The 21,654-nt window shown below is 66.5% G+C and carries 15 protein-coding genes and 5 pseudogenes; 16 read left to right on the top strand and 4 right to left on the bottom strand.

All coding sequences use genetic code 11. The features are described from left to right. Nucleotides 1-370: 370 nt before the first annotated feature. A pseudogene (locus tag ACZ7NC_RS41655) lies at nt 371-653 on the top strand (DDE-type integrase/transposase/recombinase); the annotation flags it as partial. Between the two features lie 64 nt (nt 654-717). Continuing rightward, a complete protein-coding gene (locus ACZ7NC_RS41650) occupies nt 718-864 on the top strand; it encodes a hypothetical protein (protein WP_471496890.1) in 147 nt (48 codons plus the stop codon). 185 nt (nt 865-1,049) lie between these two features. On the opposite strand, the gene ACZ7NC_RS41645 is transcribed toward ACZ7NC_RS41650, so the two are convergent. The 3 genes and pseudogenes from ACZ7NC_RS41645 to ACZ7NC_RS41635 form a co-directional block, all read right to left on the bottom strand. After that, nucleotides 1,050-3,407, bottom strand: a complete 2,358-nt coding sequence (locus tag ACZ7NC_RS41645) for a hypothetical protein (protein WP_471496888.1) — start codon at nt 3,405-3,407, stop codon at nt 1,050-1,052. Nucleotides 3,408-3,967: 560 nt separating this feature from the next. Continuing rightward, a pseudogene (locus ACZ7NC_RS41640) lies at nt 3,968-4,147 on the bottom strand (IS256 family transposase); the annotation flags it as partial. A 39-nt stretch (nt 4,148-4,186) separates the two neighbouring features. Then, nucleotides 4,187-4,549, bottom strand: a pseudogene (locus tag ACZ7NC_RS41635) (IS30 family transposase); the annotation flags it as partial. Between ACZ7NC_RS41635 and ACZ7NC_RS41630 the strand changes: the two are divergent. The 14 genes and pseudogenes from ACZ7NC_RS41630 to ACZ7NC_RS41565 all read left to right on the top strand — a co-directional run bounded on the left by ACZ7NC_RS41630 (nt 4,482) and on the right by ACZ7NC_RS41565 (nt 21,014). Beyond that, entirely contained in the window at nt 4,482-4,952 is a 471-nt protein-coding gene (locus ACZ7NC_RS41630; RefSeq protein ID WP_471496886.1) for a transposase, read from the top strand. The pseudogene ACZ7NC_RS41635 and the gene ACZ7NC_RS41630 sit on opposite strands and share 68 nt — an antisense overlap. Nucleotides 4,953-5,377: 425 nt before the next feature. Next, entirely contained in the window at nt 5,378-7,237 is a 1,860-nt protein-coding gene (locus ACZ7NC_RS41625) for a 1-deoxy-D-xylulose-5-phosphate synthase (protein WP_471496884.1), read from the top strand. Beyond that, entirely contained in the window at nt 7,234-8,376 is a 1,143-nt protein-coding gene (gene ispG / locus ACZ7NC_RS41620; RefSeq protein ID WP_471496882.1) for a flavodoxin-dependent (E)-4-hydroxy-3-methylbut-2-enyl-diphosphate synthase, read from the top strand. The genes ACZ7NC_RS41625 and ispG overlap by 4 nt, the downstream gene beginning before the upstream one ends. Next, nucleotides 8,373-9,476 carry a polyprenyl synthetase family protein gene (locus ACZ7NC_RS41615; protein ID WP_471496880.1) on the top strand — a complete coding sequence of 368 codons (1,104 nt, stop codon included), beginning with the start codon at nt 8,373-8,375 and terminating at the stop codon, nt 9,474-9,476. The genes ispG and ACZ7NC_RS41615 overlap by 4 nt, the downstream gene beginning before the upstream one ends. A 16-nt stretch (nt 9,477-9,492) precedes the next feature. Next, nucleotides 9,493-9,741: pseudogene (locus ACZ7NC_RS41610) on the top strand (4-hydroxy-3-methylbut-2-enyl diphosphate reductase); the annotation flags it as partial. 529 nt (nt 9,742-10,270) lie between these two features. Continuing rightward, on the top strand, nt 10,271-11,293 hold the full coding sequence (locus tag ACZ7NC_RS41605; protein ID WP_471496878.1) for a TauD/TfdA family dioxygenase: 1,023 nt from the start codon (nt 10,271-10,273) through the stop codon (nt 11,291-11,293). 404 nt (nt 11,294-11,697) lie between these two features. After that, nucleotides 11,698-12,627 carry a cytochrome P450 gene (locus ACZ7NC_RS41600; protein ID WP_471496876.1) on the top strand — a complete coding sequence of 310 codons (930 nt, stop codon included), beginning with the start codon at nt 11,698-11,700 and terminating at the stop codon, nt 12,625-12,627. Then, nucleotides 12,627-13,943 (top strand): cytochrome P450, encoded by a 1,317-nt coding sequence (locus tag ACZ7NC_RS41595; RefSeq protein WP_471496874.1) that lies wholly within the window; start codon nt 12,627-12,629, stop codon nt 13,941-13,943. The genes ACZ7NC_RS41600 and ACZ7NC_RS41595 overlap by 1 nt, the downstream gene beginning before the upstream one ends. Then, nucleotides 13,943-15,145, top strand: a complete 1,203-nt coding sequence (locus tag ACZ7NC_RS41590) for a cytochrome P450 (protein ID WP_471496892.1) — start codon at nt 13,943-13,945, stop codon at nt 15,143-15,145. The genes ACZ7NC_RS41595 and ACZ7NC_RS41590 overlap by 1 nt, the downstream gene beginning before the upstream one ends. Continuing rightward, nucleotides 15,142-16,389 carry a cytochrome P450 gene (locus ACZ7NC_RS41585; RefSeq protein ID WP_471496872.1) on the top strand — a complete coding sequence of 416 codons (1,248 nt, stop codon included), beginning with the start codon at nt 15,142-15,144 and terminating at the stop codon, nt 16,387-16,389. Before ACZ7NC_RS41590 ends, ACZ7NC_RS41585 begins: the two co-directional genes overlap by 4 nt. Nucleotides 16,390-16,417: 28 nt before the next feature. Next, a complete protein-coding gene (locus tag ACZ7NC_RS41580; protein ID WP_471496870.1) occupies nt 16,418-16,621 on the top strand; it encodes a ferredoxin in 204 nt (67 codons plus the stop codon). A gap of 573 nt (nt 16,622-17,194) precedes the next feature. Beyond that, the gene (locus ACZ7NC_RS41575) at nt 17,195-18,835 is read left to right on the top strand and encodes a prenyltransferase/squalene oxidase repeat-containing protein (protein ID WP_471496868.1); all 1,641 of its coding nucleotides are present in this window, start codon (nt 17,195-17,197) and stop codon (nt 18,833-18,835) included. Then, nucleotides 18,832-20,100: a cytochrome P450 gene (locus ACZ7NC_RS41570; protein WP_471496866.1), complete on the top strand. Its 1,269-nt coding sequence runs from the start codon at nt 18,832-18,834 to the stop codon at nt 20,098-20,100. The genes ACZ7NC_RS41575 and ACZ7NC_RS41570 overlap by 4 nt, the downstream gene beginning before the upstream one ends. Continuing rightward, the gene (locus tag ACZ7NC_RS41565; RefSeq protein ID WP_471496864.1) at nt 20,091-21,014 is read left to right on the top strand and encodes a UbiA family prenyltransferase; all 924 of its coding nucleotides are present in this window, start codon (nt 20,091-20,093) and stop codon (nt 21,012-21,014) included. Before ACZ7NC_RS41570 ends, ACZ7NC_RS41565 begins: the two co-directional genes overlap by 10 nt. Nucleotides 21,015-21,293: 279 nt before the next feature. On the opposite strand, the pseudogene ACZ7NC_RS41560 reads toward ACZ7NC_RS41565, so the two are convergent. Continuing rightward, nucleotides 21,294-21,560 (bottom strand): annotated as a pseudogene (locus tag ACZ7NC_RS41560) (IS1634 family transposase); the annotation flags it as partial. Between the last annotated feature and the right edge of the window lie 94 nt (nt 21,561-21,654).

Below are 21,654 nucleotides of genomic sequence, written 5' to 3'. Positions count from 1 at the left end.
AAACGGTGGTACAGCCACACAGCGTGACTGATCACCTCAGCCGGGAATCGGTACCCCTTGTACGACACCGACGCCTCAGCCTCCACCGCGAGCCCATCCCAAGACGACCTACATCAAGATCATCTCACGCCCCCGCAGACAACTTGATAGCGCCCCGGCGGCGAGTCGCCCCGCGGCCATGGTGGTTTCCCGGGAAAGCGTCATCAGGGCGGTTGGAGAGGCAGAATACGAGGACAACGCGGCTCCGTACAGGGCGTCTTGGTCGACCACCTGTCTCACCGGAGCCGCGTTGCCCATGTTCCGGCTGGAGCACAAGCCCTCGACACAGTGCTTGCATCCCCCAACGAAGCCTTAACTACCCGGCCTGGGGGGAACTCCACACCGGCAGGTCATGCCGTCCGTCGAGCACCGCAGTTCGAAGTATCTGAACAACCCGGTGCGAGAACTCCCACCAGCCAACGAGACAGCGCGAGAAGGCAATGCGACGCTTCCGCTCCGCCGGAGGCGCCCAGAGATCCCTGTCCGCCTTCAGCGGCATCTCACCGCACTTCCGGCCCCGCCGCCACCTGCTCACCGCCCCCGCCTACCGAGCCGAAATGACCGAACGCTTCCGCACCTGGAACCAGGTCACCGGCTGCCCCGCGACCGTCTGACACCGGCCGACACACGGGAGAAGCACGCCCCGACACACCCTCAACACCAGCCACCCCCAACAACATGACAATGCTCACCTGGCGACCGCTGCGAGGCACGCCCAGCCTGACGATCCACCTGGTCCTCCCACGCGAGCAGTCGCCGCTACACCGCCGCATCCGTGCCGTCGCCAAAACCCTGGCGCACGAGCTGCACTGGCTGCCGGACTGACGCGCAAGAGGTCAAGCGAGACGGACGCCTGCGGTGGCGAGGCCGAAGACCCTGCGCCCGGCGGACTTCGCGGTGATGACGACGGCGGTCTTGCTGAATGCCCGACACGACCTCGCTACGCCGGCGGATCAGCATCCGATGATGGCCCCGGGTCCGGTCCGAGTCGTACACCGCGGCGACGCCCACTAAGAGACGCCACCGCCACTGTTGGAACCAGCCGAACTGTCCGTCGGCGGTTGCTGGTCGGCTGGAGCTGCCTCTGGAGCGGGCGCCGCCAATGTCGGAGCCGACGACTCCTGCTGCACCGGCTGCTCCACGGGTGCAGCCGGAGCAGGATCCTCGCCTAGGGCAGCCGGAGTCGGGGTCGGAGCATCCTGTGATGATGTGGCCGGAACGCCTGCGGGAGCAGGGTTGGGTGCGGGGGGCTCCGCTGGAGCCGCATGTGCCGCCTCCGGCGGCGCAGCCCCCACCTGATGCAACGGATCCCTTAACGACTCAACCGTTATCCCGCCCGGCCAGCCACTCTGCAACGACGCCGGGGCGGCCGCTGGCGGCAATGCAGGGGCGAAAACCGAGTTTTGCGGGTGAGCGGGCGGCTGGTTCTGCTGCTCGTTGCTGAGCGGTGCCAAGCTGAACGGGGCTTGGCTCGTGAGGGGTGCCCCGGGCGAGGCGGCTGGTGCTTCGCCACCGCCGGCGCTGCCGCCCTGGGAACCACCGCTACCGGACTGGTTGCCGTCACTCCCGGAGGGAACCGACCTCGGCTTCCTCACATTCGGGCTGAAAGAGCCGCCCTGCAACGGCTGCAGTTGCTGGTCCTCTGACGTCACGAGTTCCTGCGTCTTCGGATCAAACCGAATGCGCTGGGGCGGAGTCCCGTGCCTCTCCTCGAGGTTCTTGTTCTCCTCTTCCTTGAGCGCTTCCTTTGCGGGCGCGATGATCTTTTCGAGATCCCGGGGGCCTAGCCCAAAGTTATATTCGCCTGCTGCCTTGTTCGTCTGGTCTGTAATTTTTTCGATGATCATCTCTCGGATACGTTGCGCATTATCTCCGGTCTTCTCTTTCTCCGGCAGTGCGGACCAGGCGTTTCGCCACGCGGTTCTGGCCTGCTCCGGCCAGCCGTAGTGCAGGTCATGGAAGAAGTAGGACGCCAACTGCGTCTCGCTCAGACCCTGGTGGTTATCGGCATAAATCCTGTCGATCCATGGCTGAACCAGCTGCACCACGAGCTCCCCGCCCTCGGAGAACCTCTCCAGGAAGCCCGGCCGCGGCGTCGAAATCCGAGGCGATAGCCCCGGGATCGTCGGAGGGGTCACCGGCACGGGCGGCGTCATCGGCGTTCCCCTCTGGCTCAACGGCTGCGCGGGCTGTGCTTCATGACCTCCGCCCTGCTGGTGCTGTGACGACACGGACGGCTGCGACGGCGCAGACGGTGCCATGAACGGTTGCTCCCCTTGCCCCCGATGCACTCCTGAAGCCGTCCCCTGCGGGCTCTGCCCGCCCTGCAACTCAGTCCGGGCCTGCTGCGCCGGCAGCGCCTCCCCCTCCCGCGGGGCAGCCGAACCCGGCACGCAGCCCGCCAACGGCAACGACTGGCCAGCGCAACCAACGACAGAGCCTCTCCTCTCTGGAATCAGGTTCTCGGAATGCCCCACAAAGGATCCCCGCCGCTGCGGCGGTGACGCATACTCAGCTTTAGGATCAGAGCTGGGAGAGAATATCAGCAGCTTCTCATGACCGTTCTCTCCCTCGGATGGCGGCTGGTGAGATTTGCGAATCTTCTCGTCGATACCTATATTGAATTTCCCTTGGGGCAGCCAATACATGTGAGCGCCATGCTGAACCCCCATATTATTCTTCTTCATGTGCTCGATGATCGCGTCAACCTGCTTCGGCTCAAGCCGCGAACCATCAGGGTTGGTTATATGAAAAATATCATGGTCACCCGTGACCTTCATGTCCCGTCCGTTGACCGCGGCGTGGAATAAGTGGGATGTTTCGTCATATCTAAATCCGGCCTTTTCTACCTTTCCTATTACATCAGGCGCGCTTAAAGTCTTATACTCGTCTTTGCGCTGATCGTAACGCTCTTTCAGTTCTTTGGGGTAATCATCCCAGCTCTTCCAACCCTGCGGCTTTTGGGGCTTAAACATGCCAACGAGGCCGATATGGTCTCTATTCGCCCCGAGTTGGACGTCATAGCTGTTGATACTTTTGGCCTTGATGGCCTCCGGCTTGGGAACCGCTTCTCCGTTAGTGAGCCACTTGACCGATTCGGGATTAGTCGGGCGGACTTGAATAATCAAATTATATTTTCTTGCCATCTCTTTAAATTTGTCGTAATTTTCCTTCGGAATTCCGTAGACCGTCTCGACTTCTGACCTAACGTTGTCCAACCCGTCGAGGTTTTCCCCGTCCACAACCCACTGCTGGGCCGGCCCACCCCCCGGTTCGCTGTTTGCCAGGGCCTGCCCGCCGACTGCAGATCCCGCAGCCGACACAGTCAACCCGATCACCACCGCCCTCACGCCCAGCTGCCCGGGCATCTTCCACGGCGAGATTACGTCCTCTTTCCTATGCCGACCCTGCGCACGCTGCCTTGAGTGAGCTCCCATGATTTCCTCCTCTGTCAGGTGTACTAGGTCTCTCTAGTTCAGTCCTGGACCGGGCCGTCTGTCTGTCTGCTGGTGGGAAAATCAGCAAGGATGCCGGAAACTACCGACTTCCGTTTAATGGCGCGCTTCGTGCGTGCCTACTTTTCGGCCTTGTGTTATTCCTGGGCGGCAGCAGGATACGCGAGCTGCCCTTCACATATTCTACGAGACGGCTCGTCAGTAAGAAGAACACATCGAACCGACGCTGTCACTCCCTTACCGCCCTAGCATTCCGTTACGCAAAAACAGAAGTGATCCCGGCCACGCTAACAAGCGCAACAAAAATAGATCAGGAAGGACGCATCATTTGAACGCCGCATCACAAACCGCCGCCCCGCAACACCACAGCTGCCGAGACATCGCTGCCTCGCTCCCGTCGGCATGCGACACACGTCACACCCCCTAGGAGCGTCTCGGGTGTGTCAACTTAACGGCTGATCTTGGTTGTTGAGTTATCGCTGGTCAGTGGGGGTGAGGCGGCCGTCGAAGGTGATCTGGAAGGCGTTGAGTGGCGCCTTCCAGCGCATCGTCCAGCGGCGTCGGCCCTTGCCGGTCGGGTCCAGGCTCATCAGCGCCATGTAGACGCACTTCAACGCGGCGGCCTCGTTGGGAAAATGTCCGCGGGCGCGGACCTTGGAATCCAGCGGTTGTCGCAACACGTGGTCGATTGGTCAGGCCGCAATCAGTTTATGCAGGCGCTCGGCTGGGGTGTCCCAGTCGAGCGTTTTGCGTGGACGACCGTTGAGTTCGGCGGCGACGATGTCCAGGTGCTCACGGCTGTGCGTCGAGAGGTCGGAGCCTTTGGGAAAGTACTGTCGCAGCAGGCCATTGGTGTTCTCGTTCGAGCCGCGCTGCCAGGGGCTGGCGGGATCGCAGAAGTAGACCGGGATGTCGGTGGCCGTGGTGAAGGAGCCGTGCGTGGCCATCTCGCTGCCTTGATCCCAGGTCAGCGAGCGTGCCAGGTGAGTGCGCAGGCCCTGGACAGTGCCCACGAGTGCGTCACGGACCTGTTCCGCGCTGCGGCCATCAGGCAGCCGCTTCCCCACCCCCGAACATCTCGTCTCCTGGGCGAAGTTATGTCCGCGCACTATCCAGTCCGGCGCGAAGAACACCGCGGGCCCGGCCGGGCAAGGCAACCCCTGGCTCAAGAGCGCCCTCGGCGAGGCCGCCAACGCCGCCGCTCGGACCAACACCTTCCTCGGGGCCCGCTACCGGCGCATCGTCAAACGTCGCGGCCACGCCAAAGCACTCGTCGCCGTCGCCCGCTCGATACTCGTCATCACCTGGCACCTGATCAACGACCCGGCTGACTCCTACCAGGAACTCGGCGCCGACTGGCACCAGCGCCACCTCAACCCCGCCCGCAAGACCCGCGATCTCGTCCGCCAGCTCCAGGCCCTCGGCCACCAGGTCGCCCTCACACCGACATCAGCCTGACCGACCGCCCAACGACATCCGGTCCGCAAGCGGCCCGGATGCTGCCGCCTGCTCTCCCGAAGATCGATTTTCCGATCAGCTTCGCGCGACAAGGAGATCATGGGTGGCGAGCATGTGATGGACCGGGTCGGTCACTGTGGCGTCGGTGGTCGGGATGCTGGTGATCAAGCGCGGTGGCAGTCCGTCGGCCGCAGCCGTCACGTTGCCCAGAAGACCTTAGTGCCTGGCTCGCGCCTCCACGCCACTCATATTCACAAGTGTGCAAGGTTGCATGATGTGTCCGCTATTGGTGGTCTGTGGTGTCTGGGCGGGGCGCGGGTGGGGGTGTCCACTGTGTGGCATCCGCTCTGCTCGGGTTGCTGAGGCCTCGGTCCGGCGGGTGTGATTGTCCACCATGTTCCCCGGCTCCGGCTAAGGAGTGCAGGATGATCCGTCCTCCCGCTGTATTGCCGGTTCTGCCCGGTGGTCTGGACGAGGTGCGTGCCCTGTCTGCGCAGGAGCTGCCCACTCTGGCCGCGTGGATCCGCCGTTTCCTGATTGGCACGGTGTGTGCCATGGGGGGGCATCTTGGTCCGAATCTGGGGATGGTGGAAGTCGCTCTCGCCTTGCATCGGGTCTTTGAGTCACCTCGTGATGCGCTGGTGTTTGATACGGGGCATCAGGCGTATGTGCATAAGCTGCTCACCGGGCGGAGTAAGCAGTTCATCACTCTGCGACAGGCGGGCGGCCTGTCGGGGTATCCGTCCCGGGCCGAGTCGGTGCACGACGGGGTGGAGAACTCCCATGCTTCGACCGCGCTGGCTTATGCGGACGGTTTGGCCAAGGCCCGCGCCCTGAACGGTGAGAGCGACCGGGCCGTGGTCGCGGTGATCGGAGACGGGGCGCTGAGTGGGGGCCTCGCTTTCGAGGCCCCCAACAACCTGGGCGCCTCTCCCAAGCGTCCGGTGATCGTCGTCCTCAACGACAACGGGCGTTCCTATGCCCCTACGACCGGGGCTCTCGCCCGCCACCTGGATGTGCTGAAGCAGGGCGGTGGTGTGGAGGCATGTCAGAACTTTTTCACCGAGCTCGGTTTCACCTATTTCGGGCCTGTCGATGGGCACAACACTTGGGAGATTGAGGGAGTGTTGCAGCGGGCCCGGGCTCTTGCCCGCCCGGTCGTGGTGCATGTCATGACCGTCAAGGGCAAGGGGTATAGCCCGGCTGAAGCGGATGAGGCGGATTGCCTGCACGCCGTGGGCACTGTTGATCCCGCTACCGGCAGGCCGGTTCATTCTGGCAGGGGCTCGGGCTCGCTGTCGTGGACCAGTGTGTTCGGTGGCGTGCTGGCTGAGCTGGCTGAGCAGCGCGAGGACGTGGTGGCGGTGACCGCGTCGATGCTGCGACCGACTGGTCTGCACCTGATGGCCGCCCGCTTCCCCGAGCGGGTCTTTGATGTCGGTATCGCTGAGCAGCACGCCGTCACATCTGCCGCCGGGCTGGCCATGGGGGGCTTGCATCCTGTGGTCGCGATCTATTCCACTTTCTTGAACCGGGCGTTCGACCAAGTGCTGATGGATGTCGCCCTGCACCGCCTCCCGGTCACTTTCAGCCTGGACCGGGCCGGGATCACCGGTCCCGACGGGCCGTCCCATCACGGCATGTGGGACTTGGCGATGCTCTCTGCCGTTCCCGGGCTGAAGATCGCCGCTCCCCGGGACGCGGCCCAGTTGCGGTCCCTGCTGCACGAAGCCTGCGCCGTCTCCGACGGACCCACCGTGCTGCGCTTTCCCAAGGGCAGCGCCGGGCCGGACCTCAAGGCGCTGGCCCGCATGGATGGCCTGGACATTTTGTACCGCAGCCGGAGGCGAAGTCTGGAGGTGCTGCTCGTTGCTGTCGGTCCGCTCGCTGAACCGGCCCTAAAGGCCGCAGCCGAGCTGGAGGAACAGGAGGGTGTGGGCGTCACGGTGGTCGACCCCCGCTGGATCCTGCCCGTCAGCCCGTCCCTGACCGCGCTCGCCGCTCGCCACCGTCTGACGGTCACGCTCGAAGATGGCCTGCGCACCGGTGCGGCGGGCACGGCGATCGCCCAGGCTTGTACGGATGCCGGTGTCACCACCCCGGTCATCAGCCTCGGCCTTGCGACCGCCTTCCTGCCGCAGGGCACCCGCAGCCAGCTGCTCGCTCAGGCGGGACTGGACACGGCCGGCATCACCCAGGCCGTCCGCAAGGCCCTGGCAGGGCAGCCGCAGCCGCTGACACCGGCCGCCTCCGCCGGCACCATCCGACAGGGAGCGTCCCAATGACCGCGATCGAACTCGGCCTTCCCTCACCGCGCCTCCAGGCTCCGGTGCGTCGCCGCCCGACCCGTCAACTCCGCGTCGGCGCGGTGCCCGTGGGCGGTGGCGCACCGGTCAGTGTGCAGACCATGACCACCACTCTCACTGCCGACGTGGACGCCACCCTGCAGCAGATCGCCGAGGTCACTGCCGCGGGCTGCGACATCATCCGGGTGGCGGTGCCCTCCCAGGACGACGCGGACGCCCTGCCTCAGATCACCGCCAGGTCCCCGATCCCCGTCATCGCCGATATCCACTTCCAGCCCCGCTACGTGTTCGCCGCCATCGACGCCGGCTGCGCTGCCGTACGCGTCAACCCCGGCAACATCAAGAAGTTCGACGACCGCATCAATGAGATCGCAAAAGCCGCGGGCGATGCCCGGGTGCCGATCCGGATCGGAGTCAACGCCGGATCCCTCGACCCCCGCCTGCTGGCCAAGCACGGCCAGGCCACACCCGAGGCATTAGTGGAATCGGCACTGTGGGAGTGCTCCCTGTTTGAGGAGCACGGCTTCCACGATCTGAAGATCGCGGTCAAGCACCACGACCCACAGGTCATGATCGCCGCGAACCGGCTCCTCGCCCAGCACTGCACCTACCCCCTGCACCTGGGGGTCACCGAGGCAGGCCCGGCTTTCCAGGGCGCCATCAAATCCGCCGTCGCCCTCGGCATCCTTCTGTCGGAGGGCATCGGCGACACGATCCGGGTTTCCCTGTCTGCTCCGCCGGTGGAACAGGTCAACGCCGGCTGCCACATCCTGGCCTCGCTCGGCCTGCGGCCCCGCAAGCTGGAGATCGTCTCCTGCCCGGGCTGCGGCCGACTCCAGGTCGACATCCACAAACTTGCCGGACAAGTTGAGGCCGCCTTCACCGGCTTCCCCCACCCGCTGCGTATTGCCGTGATGGGCTGCGTGGTCAACGGGCCCGGCGAATCCCGCGAGGCCGACCTCGGCGTCTCCTGCGGCAACGGCAAAGGCCAGATCTACCGCCACGGCCAGATCATCAAAACCGTCCCTGAATCACAGATCGTCGACGCCCTCCTCGACGAAGCCTTACACATCACCGCCACCACCCCCTCTCCGGCCGGAGAGGACGAGGCGCCATGACCCTCACACCCACCACCGCCCCCTCCGGCGTTGATCCTTTGGACCTGGTGGCGGCACGCCGGCAAGTGGAGACCGTTCTCGAGGAGTTCTTGCGCCGCAAAGCGGCCCGCGCCTCAGCACAGGCCATGCCGTCGCAAGCAGTGACGGTGCTGTCGGACTTCTGTGCTGCAGGCGGCAAGCGCCTGCGGCCGACGCTGTGCGTTCTGGGCTGGCACGCAGCCGGCGGTCCTGTGCCGGCCCCCCGTGCAGTGATACAGATCGCGGCTGCGCTGGAGATGTTCCACGCCTTCGCTCTCATCCACGACGACGTCATGGACGGCTCTGACACCCGCCGCGGCCGCCCCACCGTCCACCGCGCACTCGCCGCCCAGTACGCCGCCGGCCGACCCCGCCAGAACGCCGACCGGACTGGCACCAGCGCCGCGATCCTCGTCGGAGATCTTGCCCTGTGCTGGTCCGACGAGCTGATCCACACTGCCGGCCTGACCCACCATCAACTCCGCCGCCTGCTGCCGGTGCTGGACGCGATGCGGACCGAAGTGATGTACGGCCAGTACCTCGACGTCACTGCCACCGGCCGACCCACCAACGAAGTCGAACGAGCCCTGGCCATCATCCGCTACAAAACTGCCAAATACACCATCGAACGCCCCCTTCATCTCGGCGCCGTCCTCGCCGGAGCCAATCAGGCACTGCTCGACACCCTCACCGCCTACGCCCTGCCACTGGGCGAAGCCTTCCAGCTCCGCGACGACCTGCTGGGCGTCTTCGGCAACCCCGCCCTCACCGGCAAATCCCGCCTCGACGACCTACGCGAAGGCAAACACACCACCCTCATCGCCCTCGCCCTGCGCGACGCAGAGCCCCACCACGCCACCATCCTGCGCCGCCTGCTCGGCCACCCCGATCTGAACGAGGCCGACGCCGAACAAATCCGCTCCATCCTCACCATCGCCGGCGCCCGCGCCCAGGTCCGGGACCTCATCGACCAACGCAGAGGCGACGCCTTGCGCCTCCTGGACACCACCAGCACGATCGCCCCGGACGTCCTGCCGCACCTGCGGCGCCTCGCGGACACCACCACCCGGAGGAACACATGAACGCCCCGGTAAGCGGGTGCTGCTGGCCGCGCCCCGCGGCTTCTGCGCCGACGTCGTCCGCGCTATCCAGTCTGTCGAGGCCGCGCTTGAACGGTACGGGCCTCACCATTGACGCCACCTGTCCCCTGGCCACCAAGGTCCACAGGCAAGCTATCCGCTTTGCCCAGCAGGACTACGACAACCTCCTGATCGGCCACGAAGAGGTCACCGGCACCCTCGGCCACGCACCCCACCGCATCCAACTGTCGACGGCCCCCAGGACGTTCGCTCTCCAAGCCCCGGACGAGACGTCGGTCGGATCGACAGACAGCAAGGAGACCTGATGGTCACGCATTCGACCAGCGGCTGCCAGCCAGCATCCAGAGCAGGCAGTCCAAGCCGTCACGGGTTGCCCGGCAGGCGGCAGCCGCGAGGATGCCGACCCGCGAGTTCTCCGCGGGCATGCCTCCAGATATGCCGTTCCGGCGGACTGGGGATCCGCTGGATGGATCCGGTGGGCAGACAAGCGCTGGCAGCGGGAGGAGGTCATACGCCTGGTGGTCGGGGGTGGGGTTCCTGCTTGGCTGGTGACCGGTATGCAGATCCGCGCCAGCTGCTAGGTGACGCGCGCCTCAGCGGTGGCAACGCGGGTGGGATGCCTGATACTGCAACGGTGCTTGCCGTGACGCGTTCCGCGTCGGGGGGCATCGGTGGGCCGGGCAGGCGCCAGCAGATCGCCCTGCCGGCTAGCCCTGTTCTGGTGGTTGCCCGATCCGCTGCACGAAGCCATTTTCTCAAGTGAGGGGGAGGACTTTATGAACACTCCGAGTGAAACGTTCGACTGCGGCCCATATGCCTCGGCTCTGGTGCGGCTCAAGGCCGAACTGCCCACGGTCCCCCGTCTCGCCCTGGCCGCCTTCTTCGATACAGCGGCCAGTTTCGCAGCCGAGCTTCCCGAGGAACTGCGCGATGCGATCGCCGACTTCCGGACGAACGGCAACGAGGTGGGTTTCATTCACTTGCGGAATCTGCCCCTTGACGTCGACGCGCTACCATCCACGCCCGATACCTACCCGCCGCTGGATGACCGGCCCCTGCTGGGGATGGAGCCCTGGGTCGCTCTCTTCGGCATGCTCCTAGGGAAGGCCACGGGCTGGAGGCTGAACCGAAGCGGAACCATCCTCCAAGACATGTTCGCAGCGAGCAAAAACGCGCACTTGATGGCCGGGAACCGTTACAGGGTGGAACCATTGCGCTATCACACCGAGATGGCATACTGCGCGGAGCAACCGCACTACATCGTCATCGGGTGTGCCCGAAGCGACTATGACAACGAGGCACGAACCATGATTGCCTCGGTGCGGCGGGCATTGCCCCTGGTCGATAAGGCCGACCGCGAGATCCTGCGGACCGTACCGATGCGCTGGCACACCGACTTGACGTTCCGCACCCAGGCGGACCCGGACCCCTGCACCGAAATTCTCTTACTCACTAACAGTGACGAAACGCTGCGTTACGACGCGGCAATGATTGACGTCCCTGACGACCCCAAGGCGGCCCGAGCAATGCGCAGCTACACCGAGGCGCTCAATGCCACGGCGGTATCCGTGCGGCTGGAGCCGGGCGACTTGATCCTACTTGACAACATGCGTACCACGCATTCACGCACTTCGTACATGGCGTGCTTCGACGGTACAGACCGATGGTTGCAACGCATCTTCGTCCGGGACCCGCAGAAGTTGGGCTATGCCATCAAGCAGGCCGCGGTCCTGGAGTTCACTCTCCGTGCCCCAGACAAAACGTCAGCCGGATCGACAGGCAGCAAGGAGATGCGGTGAGTCCCGCATTCGAGCTGCCGTCCGGCCGGGACCCAGAGCAGGCGGTCCAAGCCGTGCCGGGTTGCCCGGCAGGCAGTAGCTGTGAGTATGCCGACCGTGAGTCCTTCACGGGCATGAAGCCTCCGGATTTTCCGTTCCGTCGGACCGGGGATCCCCTGGATCCACCACAGGAGCTGGGGCAATGGCAGGGAGAGGAGCCAGTGCGCAGAGTGATGGCGGGTGGGGTGTCGGCCTGGCTGGTAACCCGGTATGGCGATGTGCGCAGGCTGCTGGGTGATACCCGACTTAGTTCTGATCCCACGCGCCCGGGCTATCCGCCATGGCGGCCGGACCAGCCGCCGCCTGTCAAAGGCCACCTGGCGTTCATGGACCCACCGGAGCACACCAGCCTACGGCGGATCGTCATGACCAGCATGCTGGTGGACGGGGTGAATCGGCTGCGCCCCGCTATCGAGCGGCGCACACGCGAGCTCTTGGACGACCTGGTTCGCATGCCGCAGCCGGTCGACCTGGTGGAGAGTTTCTCACTAGAGCTGCCGGTGCGTGTGATCTGCGAGTTGCTCGGTGTCCCGTTCGGCGATCGGAAGTTCTTCACACAGTGCGCCCTCAATCTCACGCGCCGTTCCGCATCGGGTGCCGAGATCACCGCTGTACACGCGGCACTTACTGAGCACGTTCACCGGCTCATCGAGGCCAAGAGCCAGGAGCCCTCCGACGATCTGCTGAGTGAACTCGTTGCTCGGCATGTACTCAGTGGCCGGATCACCAGAGAGGAGGCCGTCGGCATCGGACTGCAGATGCTCACCGGCGGCCACATGACTACCGCTGAGCAGATCACGCTGAGCGTGGTCGCCCTTCTCCGCAATTCGGCACAGATTGGTAATTTACTTTCCGGCCCACAGGCTGCGTCCTGCGCGGTGGACGAGCTGTTACGCCATCTGACCGTGGTCCAGTTCGGCCTGCGCCGGGTGGCGACTGCGGACATTACGGTTGGGGAGACGGTGATTCGGGCCGGTGAGGGCGTGGTGCTGGCGCTGCAGTCGGCCAACCGGGACCCCGACGTCTTCCCCGATCCAGACCGGCTCGACCTCACGCGGACTGCTCGTAGTCAAGTGGCGTTCGGCTACGGTGCCCACCGGTGCTCCGGACAGGCCCTGGCGCACATGGAGTTAGAGATCGCGCTCCCTGCCCTGTTCCAGCGACTGCCCGGATTGCGGCTTGCCGTGCCCTTCGACCAGGTCGCTTTCGAAGAGGACAGCATGCTGCACAGCATACGCGAACTGCCCGTCGCCTGGGACCCGCCGCAAGATGACGGCCAAGAGAGGACGGGGTGATGGCAAAGAAGTATCCGCTGGACGAGGGTGAGCTCGCCGTTCGGGAAGTTGGCCCGGCGCAGGGCGTTGGATCCGCGGGTGAGGCTCTGGCGCTGCCGTTGCCTCCGCCATTGCCATTCCAACGGACTGAGGATCCGCTGGATCCGCCGGCAGAGTTCAAGCGCTGGCAGCGGGAGGAGACCATACGCCGCGTGGTTGTGGGCGGGTCTTCTGCCTGGCTGGTGACCCGGTACGCAGATGTGCGACGGCTGCTCGGTGATGCCCGGCTCAGCAGCGATCCGACACGGGCGGGATACCCTGCGATCCGGCCGGATCAGCCCGCGCCTCGGCGCGGTCACCTTTCGTCGATGGACGCGCCGGAGCACACAGAGCTGCGGCGGGTCGTCATGCGCAGTGCGCTGGTGACCGGGGTGGGGCGGTTGCGGCCGGTCATCGAGCGGCATGCGGGCGAGCTCTTGGAGGAGCTGGCTGTGCTGCCGCAGCCCGTCGACTTGGTGGGGCGGTTTGCGCTGGCGCTGCCGGTCCGGGTGATCTGTGAGCTGTTCGGCGTTCCCTTCGAAGACCGGGAGGTTTTCGAGCAGTGCGCCTCGGTGATTGCGAGGCGGTCCGCGTCCGGGGCTGAGGTTGCCGCCGCGTATGCGTCGCTTATCGGATACCTCGGTCGGCTAGTCGAGACCAAGGACCGGGAGCCCGCTGATGACTTGCTCAGCGAACTCGTCGTGCAATACGTCGGCAATGGCCGCATCACCAGGGAGCAGGTGGTCAGCCTCACCTCACTACTGCTGATCGCCGGTCATGCGACCACTGCGAGCCAGATCGCGCTGAGCGTGGCTGCCTTGCTGCGCCATCCCGACCAGTTGCCGGTCCTGCATGCTGGCCCGGAGGCAGTGTCCGCTGCCGTAGACGAGTTGCTGCGCTATCTGACAGTCGCTCACTTTGGCCTGCGTCGGGTAGCAACTGCCGACATCTCCGTCGGGAGGTCGGTGATCCGGGCCGGTGATGGGGTGGTGCTGGCGTTGCAGTCCGCCAACCGGGACCCGGACGTCTTCCCGGATCCGGATCAGCTTGACCTCACCCGGAGTACCCGGGCGCATGTGGCATTTGGCTACGGCGCCCACCGGTGTCCGGGGCAGGCGCTAGCACGCGCGCAATTGGAGATCGCGCTGCCGACCCTGTTCCGGCGGCTGCCCGGCCTGCGGCTGGCGATCCCTTTCGAGGAGCTCCCCTTCGAGGAGGACAGTCTCTTCCACGGCCTACGAGAACTCCCTGTTGTCTGGGGCTCGGCGCACGGTGGCGTAAGGGAGGGCAAGGGGTGATGGCGGAGAAGTATCCTCTGGACGGGGGCGAGCTGCCCCATGAGAAGTTTGCCCGGCGCAGGCTGTCGGATCCGCTCGGCGAGGTCGAGGTGCCCAGCGGGGACGTGGTGCGGCTGGCGGTCCGCTACGACGACGTGAAGATGGTTCTCACCGACCCGCGGTTCAGCACCAACCCGCGCTTGCCGGGCGCGCCCCGTTTCCGCAGGAGTTCGTCGGATTCCGCGGAGGCGATCTTCCACAAGGACCCGCCGGAGCTGAACCGGCTGCGGCGACTGGTCTCCGGGGCGCTCGGCCCGCGGCGGCTGCAGCAGTGGCGGCCTCGGGTGGAGGCAATCGCCGACCGGCTGCTGGCTGAAATGTTGGTTCGACCGCAGCCAGCCGACCTGTCGGAAGCATACGCATTCCCTCTGCCGCTGCAGGTCATCTGCGACCTGTTCTGTGTGCCCGCCGAGGACATCGACCGCTTCCGCGCATGGTCGGACGCCTTCCTCTCCACGACTTCGATGAACGCCGAGGAACGAGACACTGAGATGGAGGAGTTCGGCAGTTACCTGGCCGGACTCATCACAGCGCGGCGTCGCTCGACGGTCCGTGAGGGACTGCTCGGTGCACTGATCGAAGCACGGGACACTGACGGCCAGCTCACCGACGGTGAACTCGTGACCCTGGTCAAGACGCTGATCACCGCCGGTCATGAGTCGGTGGCGACCACCATCGGCCGCGGTGCCTTCGCCCTGCTGCGCCATCCTGAGCAGTATGCGGCGCTATGCCGAGAGCCCGAACTGGTGGAGCAGGCAGTGGAGGAGATCCTGCGATATGAGAACGTCGGCAACAACAGCCTGATCCGTACCGCCCAAGAGGACGTGGAGCTGCCCTCGGGGATGATTCCGAAGGGCACCGGGGTGATCACCGCGCTCGCCTCCGTCAACCGGGACGGGAAACAATTCTCCTGCCCGCAGGAGTTCGACATCCGCCGCACCGACAACCCGCACCTCACATTCGGCATTGGACCACACTTCTGCGTGGGCGCCAGTCTGGCCCGGCTGGAACTCCGGGCGGCCTTCGGCGCGTTGACGCGGGCTCTGCCGGGCCTGCGGCTGGCGGTAGCACCGCGGGAAATCACTTTCACGACCGGTCTGCAGATGCGCCGGGTCGAGCGGCTGCCGGTCACCTGGCCGCAGACAGAGGGAGCCACATCGTGACAGCTTTGCAGACGCCAGAACTCGACGTTCTGGCCCGGCTTTGGGATCCGGAAACGCTTCAGGACCCCTACCCGTTCTACACGTGGCTGCGCGAGCATGCCCCAATCCACCGCAACCCGACCGGCGGCGTGTATCTGGTGAGCCGCAACGCAGCGGCCAGGACCGTGTACCAGTCGCCTGACCTGCGTGCCATTGAGCTTGGGGAACTGTCAGTAAAGCATCCGCACTGGGAGCGATCCCGTGCGCTGCGCATCCTGTCGCAGGTCATCACCAGTACCAATCCTCCCGAGCATACGCGGATCAGGCGCGCGCTCTCCCGGCATTTCACCCTCCGGCAGGCTCAGCGACTGCAGGCAGCGGCCGAGCAGCACTGCGACCGGCTGCTGGCACCACTGGCCGCACAGCTGAAAGACGGCGGGACAGCCGATGTGCACCACGAGCTGACGCAGCCGCTGGGGATGAACATGGCCGCGGACATCATCGGCATCCCGGAAGCCGACCGGGAAGCGCTGGCTGCTTTGATTCTTAAGGTCCTTGCCTCGCTCCATCCCGCCTCCAGCGACGAAGCAGTGCAGGCGGGAGATAAAGCGAGCGAGCAGGTTGAAGAGTACTTCGCTCACCTCGCCGCCGAGCGCCGCAAACAGCCTTGCGAGGACCTGGTCTCCGCACTGCTGTCCGAGGTGCACGAGGGCGACGAAGTCCCAGAACAAGGGCTGACCCGAACCGAGTTCATGCTGCTGTTGTGGGGGTTGTGGGCAGGCAGCTTCGAGACCACCGTCGCCGCCATGGGCTTCGGCGTCCTCGCCATGCTGGACCACCCCGAGCAGGCGCGCTGGCTGGACAGGGGCCCCGCTGAAACCAAAGCGTTCGTCGCGGAGACCCTTCGGTACAACCCGCCGGTCCTGGTGGACGCCGATCCCCGGATCGCCCGGAGAGACATCGAACTCGACGGGGTCACCATCCCCAAAGGGGCGGACATACGACCCTTGCACGGCCCCGCCAACCGCGATCCCGAGGCCTTTCCCGACCCGGACCGGTTCGACCCGTCCCGCAACGCCTCCAGGATGGTGACCTTCGGGCACGGGGTGCACCACTGCCTCGGCGCCAACCTGGCCCGCATGGAGTGCGCCGTCGCGCTCACCCGGATCCGCCGCGCCCTGCCCGGCTTGTCCCTGCCCGAACGACCAATGTTCCGTCCCGCGCTGAGCCTGCGGACCTTCGAACGTTTCCCTGTCACCCTATGACTCGCCCTCACCGTGGGGAGGCCTGCCCATGCACGTTCGCGCCGACCAGAGCATCTGCGCCACCTCCGGACAGTGCGCCGAGAGCGTGCCCGAGGTATTCACCACACGCGACGACGACGGGGTGATCATCGTGCACAACCCGGACCCGGACCGCCGCCTCTGGCAGGACGTGCGCGACGCTGCCCGCCGCTGCCCAGTGGCCGCAATCCTCCTCACCGAGCCCGAGGAATGAGCGATGCCCGCCCCTGACGGGCCGCAGGCCACCACGGCGAAACCTCCGAATCCGGCCCCCGGCACGGTCGCCGCTGAGAACACTGGTGAACTGCACCTCCATGAGCCTGCCGGGGCTCAAGACCGTCATCGGCCGGCTGCCCGCCTCTCTGCAGCAGTACCACCGAGCACCAGTTCCACTGGACAGGCGAAACAGGGCGACCAGCCCAGGGCTTCCCCGGCAAGCTGGTCCGCCCCCGTTCTGGCCCTGTTGTGTGCCCGGGCGGCTGGGCCGAGGCAGCGCTACCCGTCGCTGTCACGGAGCTGGTGCACAACTTCTCTGTGCTTCACGACGACGTGATGGACACACTGCGCGCCCCATCGGCCCGGACGCATACGTGGAACTGGCCGCGCTGGCCGAGGAAGCAGGAGACCGTGTCTGGGCCGAGCGTGCCCGCCTAGCCCACGCGGATGGCCGCGCCGCGCTGGAGCGGGCGCGCCCGAGCCTGGGGCGGCAGCCGACCTGATGGCACTGGCCGATGCCCTGATCGACCGCAACCACTGATCCAGCCGAGCGCACGAGGAGTGCGAAGCCATGCACGCACAGAACCAGGAGCACCTGGCCTTTCCGGGCCCGCTGGCCGGGTGGCGGCAAGGAGCGTCCCGGGCCGCTGCCGAGCTGATCTCCGAGATGATGGCGAACCCGTGGGGGGCCATGTCGCCGTCCGTGTATGAGACAGCCCGACTGGTCAGCTGCGCGCCCTGGCTCGACGGCCACGTTGCCCGGTGTGACTTCCTGCTGCGCACCCAGCGTCCGGACGGCTGGTGGGGCCAGCCCAACGGCTACGACCTGGTGCCCACCCTCAGCGCCGTCGAGGCACTGCTGCGCGAACTCGACCCGCCCCGCGCCAATGTGCCGTCTGCGGTGATGCTTGCCCGGTCCGCCCTGAAAGGGCTATGGGCGCTGGCGGACCGGCTGGCCGCCGGTCGACGGGAGACGGTGCCGGACACGATCGGGGCCGAGCTGATCATCCCCCGGCTGGTCGAGGAGCTCAACGACCGGCTGGCCGAATCCGGGGGACGCCTAGGCGCCACCGCGCTGGACCTGCCGCCCGGCGTTGAACAGCAGTCGCTGGCCCGGCTGCGGACAGCCGTGGCCGCCGGGCAGGCGCTGCCGGAGAAGTCCTGGCACACCCTGGAAGTCCTGGGCGAGCAGGCCGCCGGTGCGCCCGGGGTCCGTCTGGTCGCTTCAGCGGTGGGCTCCTCACCCGCCGCGACCGCCGCCTGGTTCGCCAGCCGTCCCCCACAGGAGGAGCCTGCCACGCTGCTTGAAGAGACCCAGGCCCGCGGGGGCGGCCCTGTGCCTGGGGTGATCTCCATCGCGGTGTTCGAACGCGCCTGGGTCCTCGGCTGGCTCCTGGACGCCGACGTGCCAGTCACCATCCCCTCGACGCTGCCCGACTATCTGGCAAGCAGTCTTGGCCCCTTGGGTGCGCCCGCCGGGCCTGGGCTGCCCGCGGACTGCGACGACACCGCCGTCGTGCTGCACACGCTCGCCCTCGCCGGCCGCCCCGCCCCAATTCGCGCGCTGTGGGCCTACGAGGCCGATGACTACTTCGAGTGCTTCGCTGGTGAGCGCACCCCGTCCATCAGCACCAACGCCCATGTCCTAGAGGCCCTCCTGGACGCCCCGCCATCCGGTGAACCGGCGAAGGAGAGCATCCGCCGGTGTACCGCGGCCCGCAAGGTCGGGAACTGGCTGCTAGGCCAGCAAAACCAGAACGGCTCCTGGGACGACAAGTGGCACGCTTCCCCGTACTACGCGACGATGTGCTGCACCGTCGCCCTAGCACGCGGCCACCACCCGGATGCCGCGAACGCCCTCGCTCGCGCAGCACGCTGGACACTCGCCTCTCAGCGCCCCGACGGATCCTGGGGACGCTGGGAGGCAACCGCGGAAGAAACCTGCTACGCCCTCCAGACCCTCCTGCACACCCACCCCGGCATCCTGCCGCCGCAGACAGCCCGCGCCATAGCCGACGGCTGCGCATTCCTCCTGGACCACATGGAAGAAGACCACTTTCCGCCGCTGTGGCACGACAAAGACCTCTACACCCCAATCGCCGTGGTCAAGGCGGCCTGCATCGCCGCCCTCCACGCCGCCGCGACCCGCCTGAGCCGACCGGCTCCGCCCCCGTACGCCGACGTCGAGCGGGCGGACCGACACACCCCATGACCATCAACCAACTCCGCTTCACTCTCCAGGGCCTGACCTTCCTCGACGCAATCGCCGGTTGTCCGGAGCGGGCCGTGGAACTCAAGCCCGCCCCGGCTCCCCACCTGCTGCTGTGGGCGGCCGACGACCTCGTGGAACTCTTCCGCTGCGAACGAAATATGCGCCTGGAACCCAGCGATACCCTGCGGCCGCTCGTCGGTTCCACCTCCCTGCTGTTCGCCAACGGCACCCGGCACGCCGCCTACCGGCAGGTAATCGGGCCCGCACTGCGCGGCAAGCGGCTAAACGGCCACGTCCCTGAAATCCGCGCCATAACGGAGCAGGCAGCCGACGAACTCACCATGCAAAGTTCGTTCGCGGTGCCGGAATGGGCCCGCCAGGTGACCCTGCGCATCATCGGCCACATCCTGCTCGGTGACCAAAACAGCGCCCTGCTCACCCGGGTCAGCGACCTGGTGGAGCAGATCCTCGGCACTCCCTGGCGCACCCTGCGCTACCGCTATCTGCGCCCCCCCGCCCCGGTCCCGTCGCTGTGGCGTGCCTTCCTGCGTGACCGGGACACGCTGCGCGAGGACCTGAAGAGCCTGCGACCGCCAACCGCCGCTTCCGGCTGCCCGGCCCTGGCAGCCGAACTCACCTCCGGAAACCCGCCGCTGGGCCAACTCGGCGGAGACGAACTCGCCGACCAGCTCATTTCGCTGATCTTCGCCGGCCATGAGACCACCGCCTCCGCGATCGCCTGGACCCTCTACTGGCTCGCCAGCCACGACCAGGTACGCGCCGACCTCAAGTCGGAACTCGCCGCCAGCCCCGCCGACGGCTCATCGGCAGCCGAACTCCCACTGCTCGACGCCATCTGCCGGGAATCCCTGCGCATCACACCACCCGCAACGATCGCCGGAAACCGGACCCTGATCAACGGTCGTGACCTCCTCAGCCGCTCCCAGACCGGTGGCACCACACTCACCCCCTGCATCTACCTCGCGCACCGGCAGCCGGACATCTACCCGCGGCCCGAGCGCTTCGACCCCGGCCGGTTCCTTGGCCGCAAATGGTCCGGGCAGTACTACCTGCCCTTCGGCGGCGGCACCCGGCGCTGCCTGGGCGCGGATCTGGCCATGCTGGAAATCCGCATGGTCATCGCCGCGGTACTGCGCCGAGTCGAACTCGGCCGCCCTAGCCCGCGCGATGGCATCCCGCACCGCCGGGGCCCCGCCATGGGACCCCCACCCACGCTCACCCTGGCAGTCCGCCCATGTCCCTGACAGCCACCGGCCGCATCCGGCAGGCACGAGACCTCTACCGCGTCCACCGCCTGGAATTCCCCTTCTCCATCGCCTACCTCTGCCACGCCCTGTGGGGCGCCAGCTACGCGGTCAACGGGGCGGGGCAATTGGCGCGAGCCCCCGTGCTGCTGGCGGTGCTCGCCAACCTGATCCCGCTCATCGCCCAGAACGTCCTCAACGCGGCCATCGACATCCCCATCGACGCCCGAACCCCCGGCAAAACCAGCATCGCGCAGGCCGCTCTGCGCCTGGGCCGCACCCGTCTGATCACCATCGCCTCCACCGAAATGGCCATCGCACTGCTCCTGGCCGCCAGCATCTCCATCCACCTCGGCCGCCCGCTCATCGCGGCCGCCGTAGCAGCCGGGATCCTCGTGGAATACCTGTACAACCTCGAACCGGTCCGCCTGAAAAAACGCGGCCTGGCCAACCCCACCAGCCTCGGCCTGCACTTCTCCCTCCTGCCCTGCCTGTCCACCTTCAACGCCGTCCGCCCCGACACCCCCGGCTACACCTGGCCGCTCTTCCTCGGCCTGTGGCTGCTCCTCATCGGCCGCACCCTGTGGTGGTCCCTGCCCGACCACACCGCTGATCGCGCCGCCGGACTCACCCCGCCCGCCGTCCGCTACGGCCCCTCCCGCGCCCTCCTCCTGGCCAGCACGGCAACCACCACCGCCCTCACCCTCATCGCCTGGGGCCTCACATGGGCACTCGGCCCCCTGCCCGCACTGGCCGGCACCACCGCATGCAGCCTCTTCCTCATCGGCAAACTCCGCCTGACCCACCCCGCCCTCCACACCCTCCACGAAACCCACATGCGCCGACACACCCTCACATACGTCGTCGGCGCCGACACACTCCTCGTACTACTCCCCCTGACCACAACCCCCTGAGACGGGAGAAGCCGACTGCAGCGGGTCCACCAGACGACCGGACCTACCTGTACCTGAGCACAGTGCTGAACCGAGCCCCCAGCCGAGCGAGAAATTGACACGCACCAGACCGCCGGTCGTTGCCACAAGGCTCTACAGCCTGAGGCACCATCACCCGAGTTCGACAGTTGGTGGGCATACGGCTGTGGTGAATCTGGGGGCTGACCTGCAGCGATGGGCATGAGGAGGCTCCGGGGCCGTTTGCCCACGGCTCCGGAGCGTGTTTTCCCTGTTCAGGGGCTATTCGGGGGTCTTGAGGCCGCTCATCTTTGGCGGGAGCGGGACGCCGCAGTTCTTGAAGAGTTTGGTCTGGGTGGCGGTGAGGCGGGTGGTCTGCTGGAGGCTGCCGGCGGGGCCGGAGAGGGTGACCTGGTGGATCCGGCCGAGCTCGGTGTTGATGGTGGGCCAGGTCTGTTCGGTGCGGCGCTCGGCGACGCGGATCAGCAGCAGGGCGAGCCAGCACAGCAGCACGTGGGCGCGTATCCGCTCATCGAGGCGGTGGTAGACCTGAGTTCCACAGTTAGCAGTGCCGACTAGGGCACGAAAATGCTGGTTGACCTGCGGAAATGCCTGTGAGCACGCCGAGATGGCGTGTCACTAG

Source organism: Streptomyces sp. NPDC111802 (genome assembly GCF_055634335.1).
Note: the sequence above shows the minus strand (reverse complement) of the source record. Positions and strands in the feature narration are given on the sequence as shown.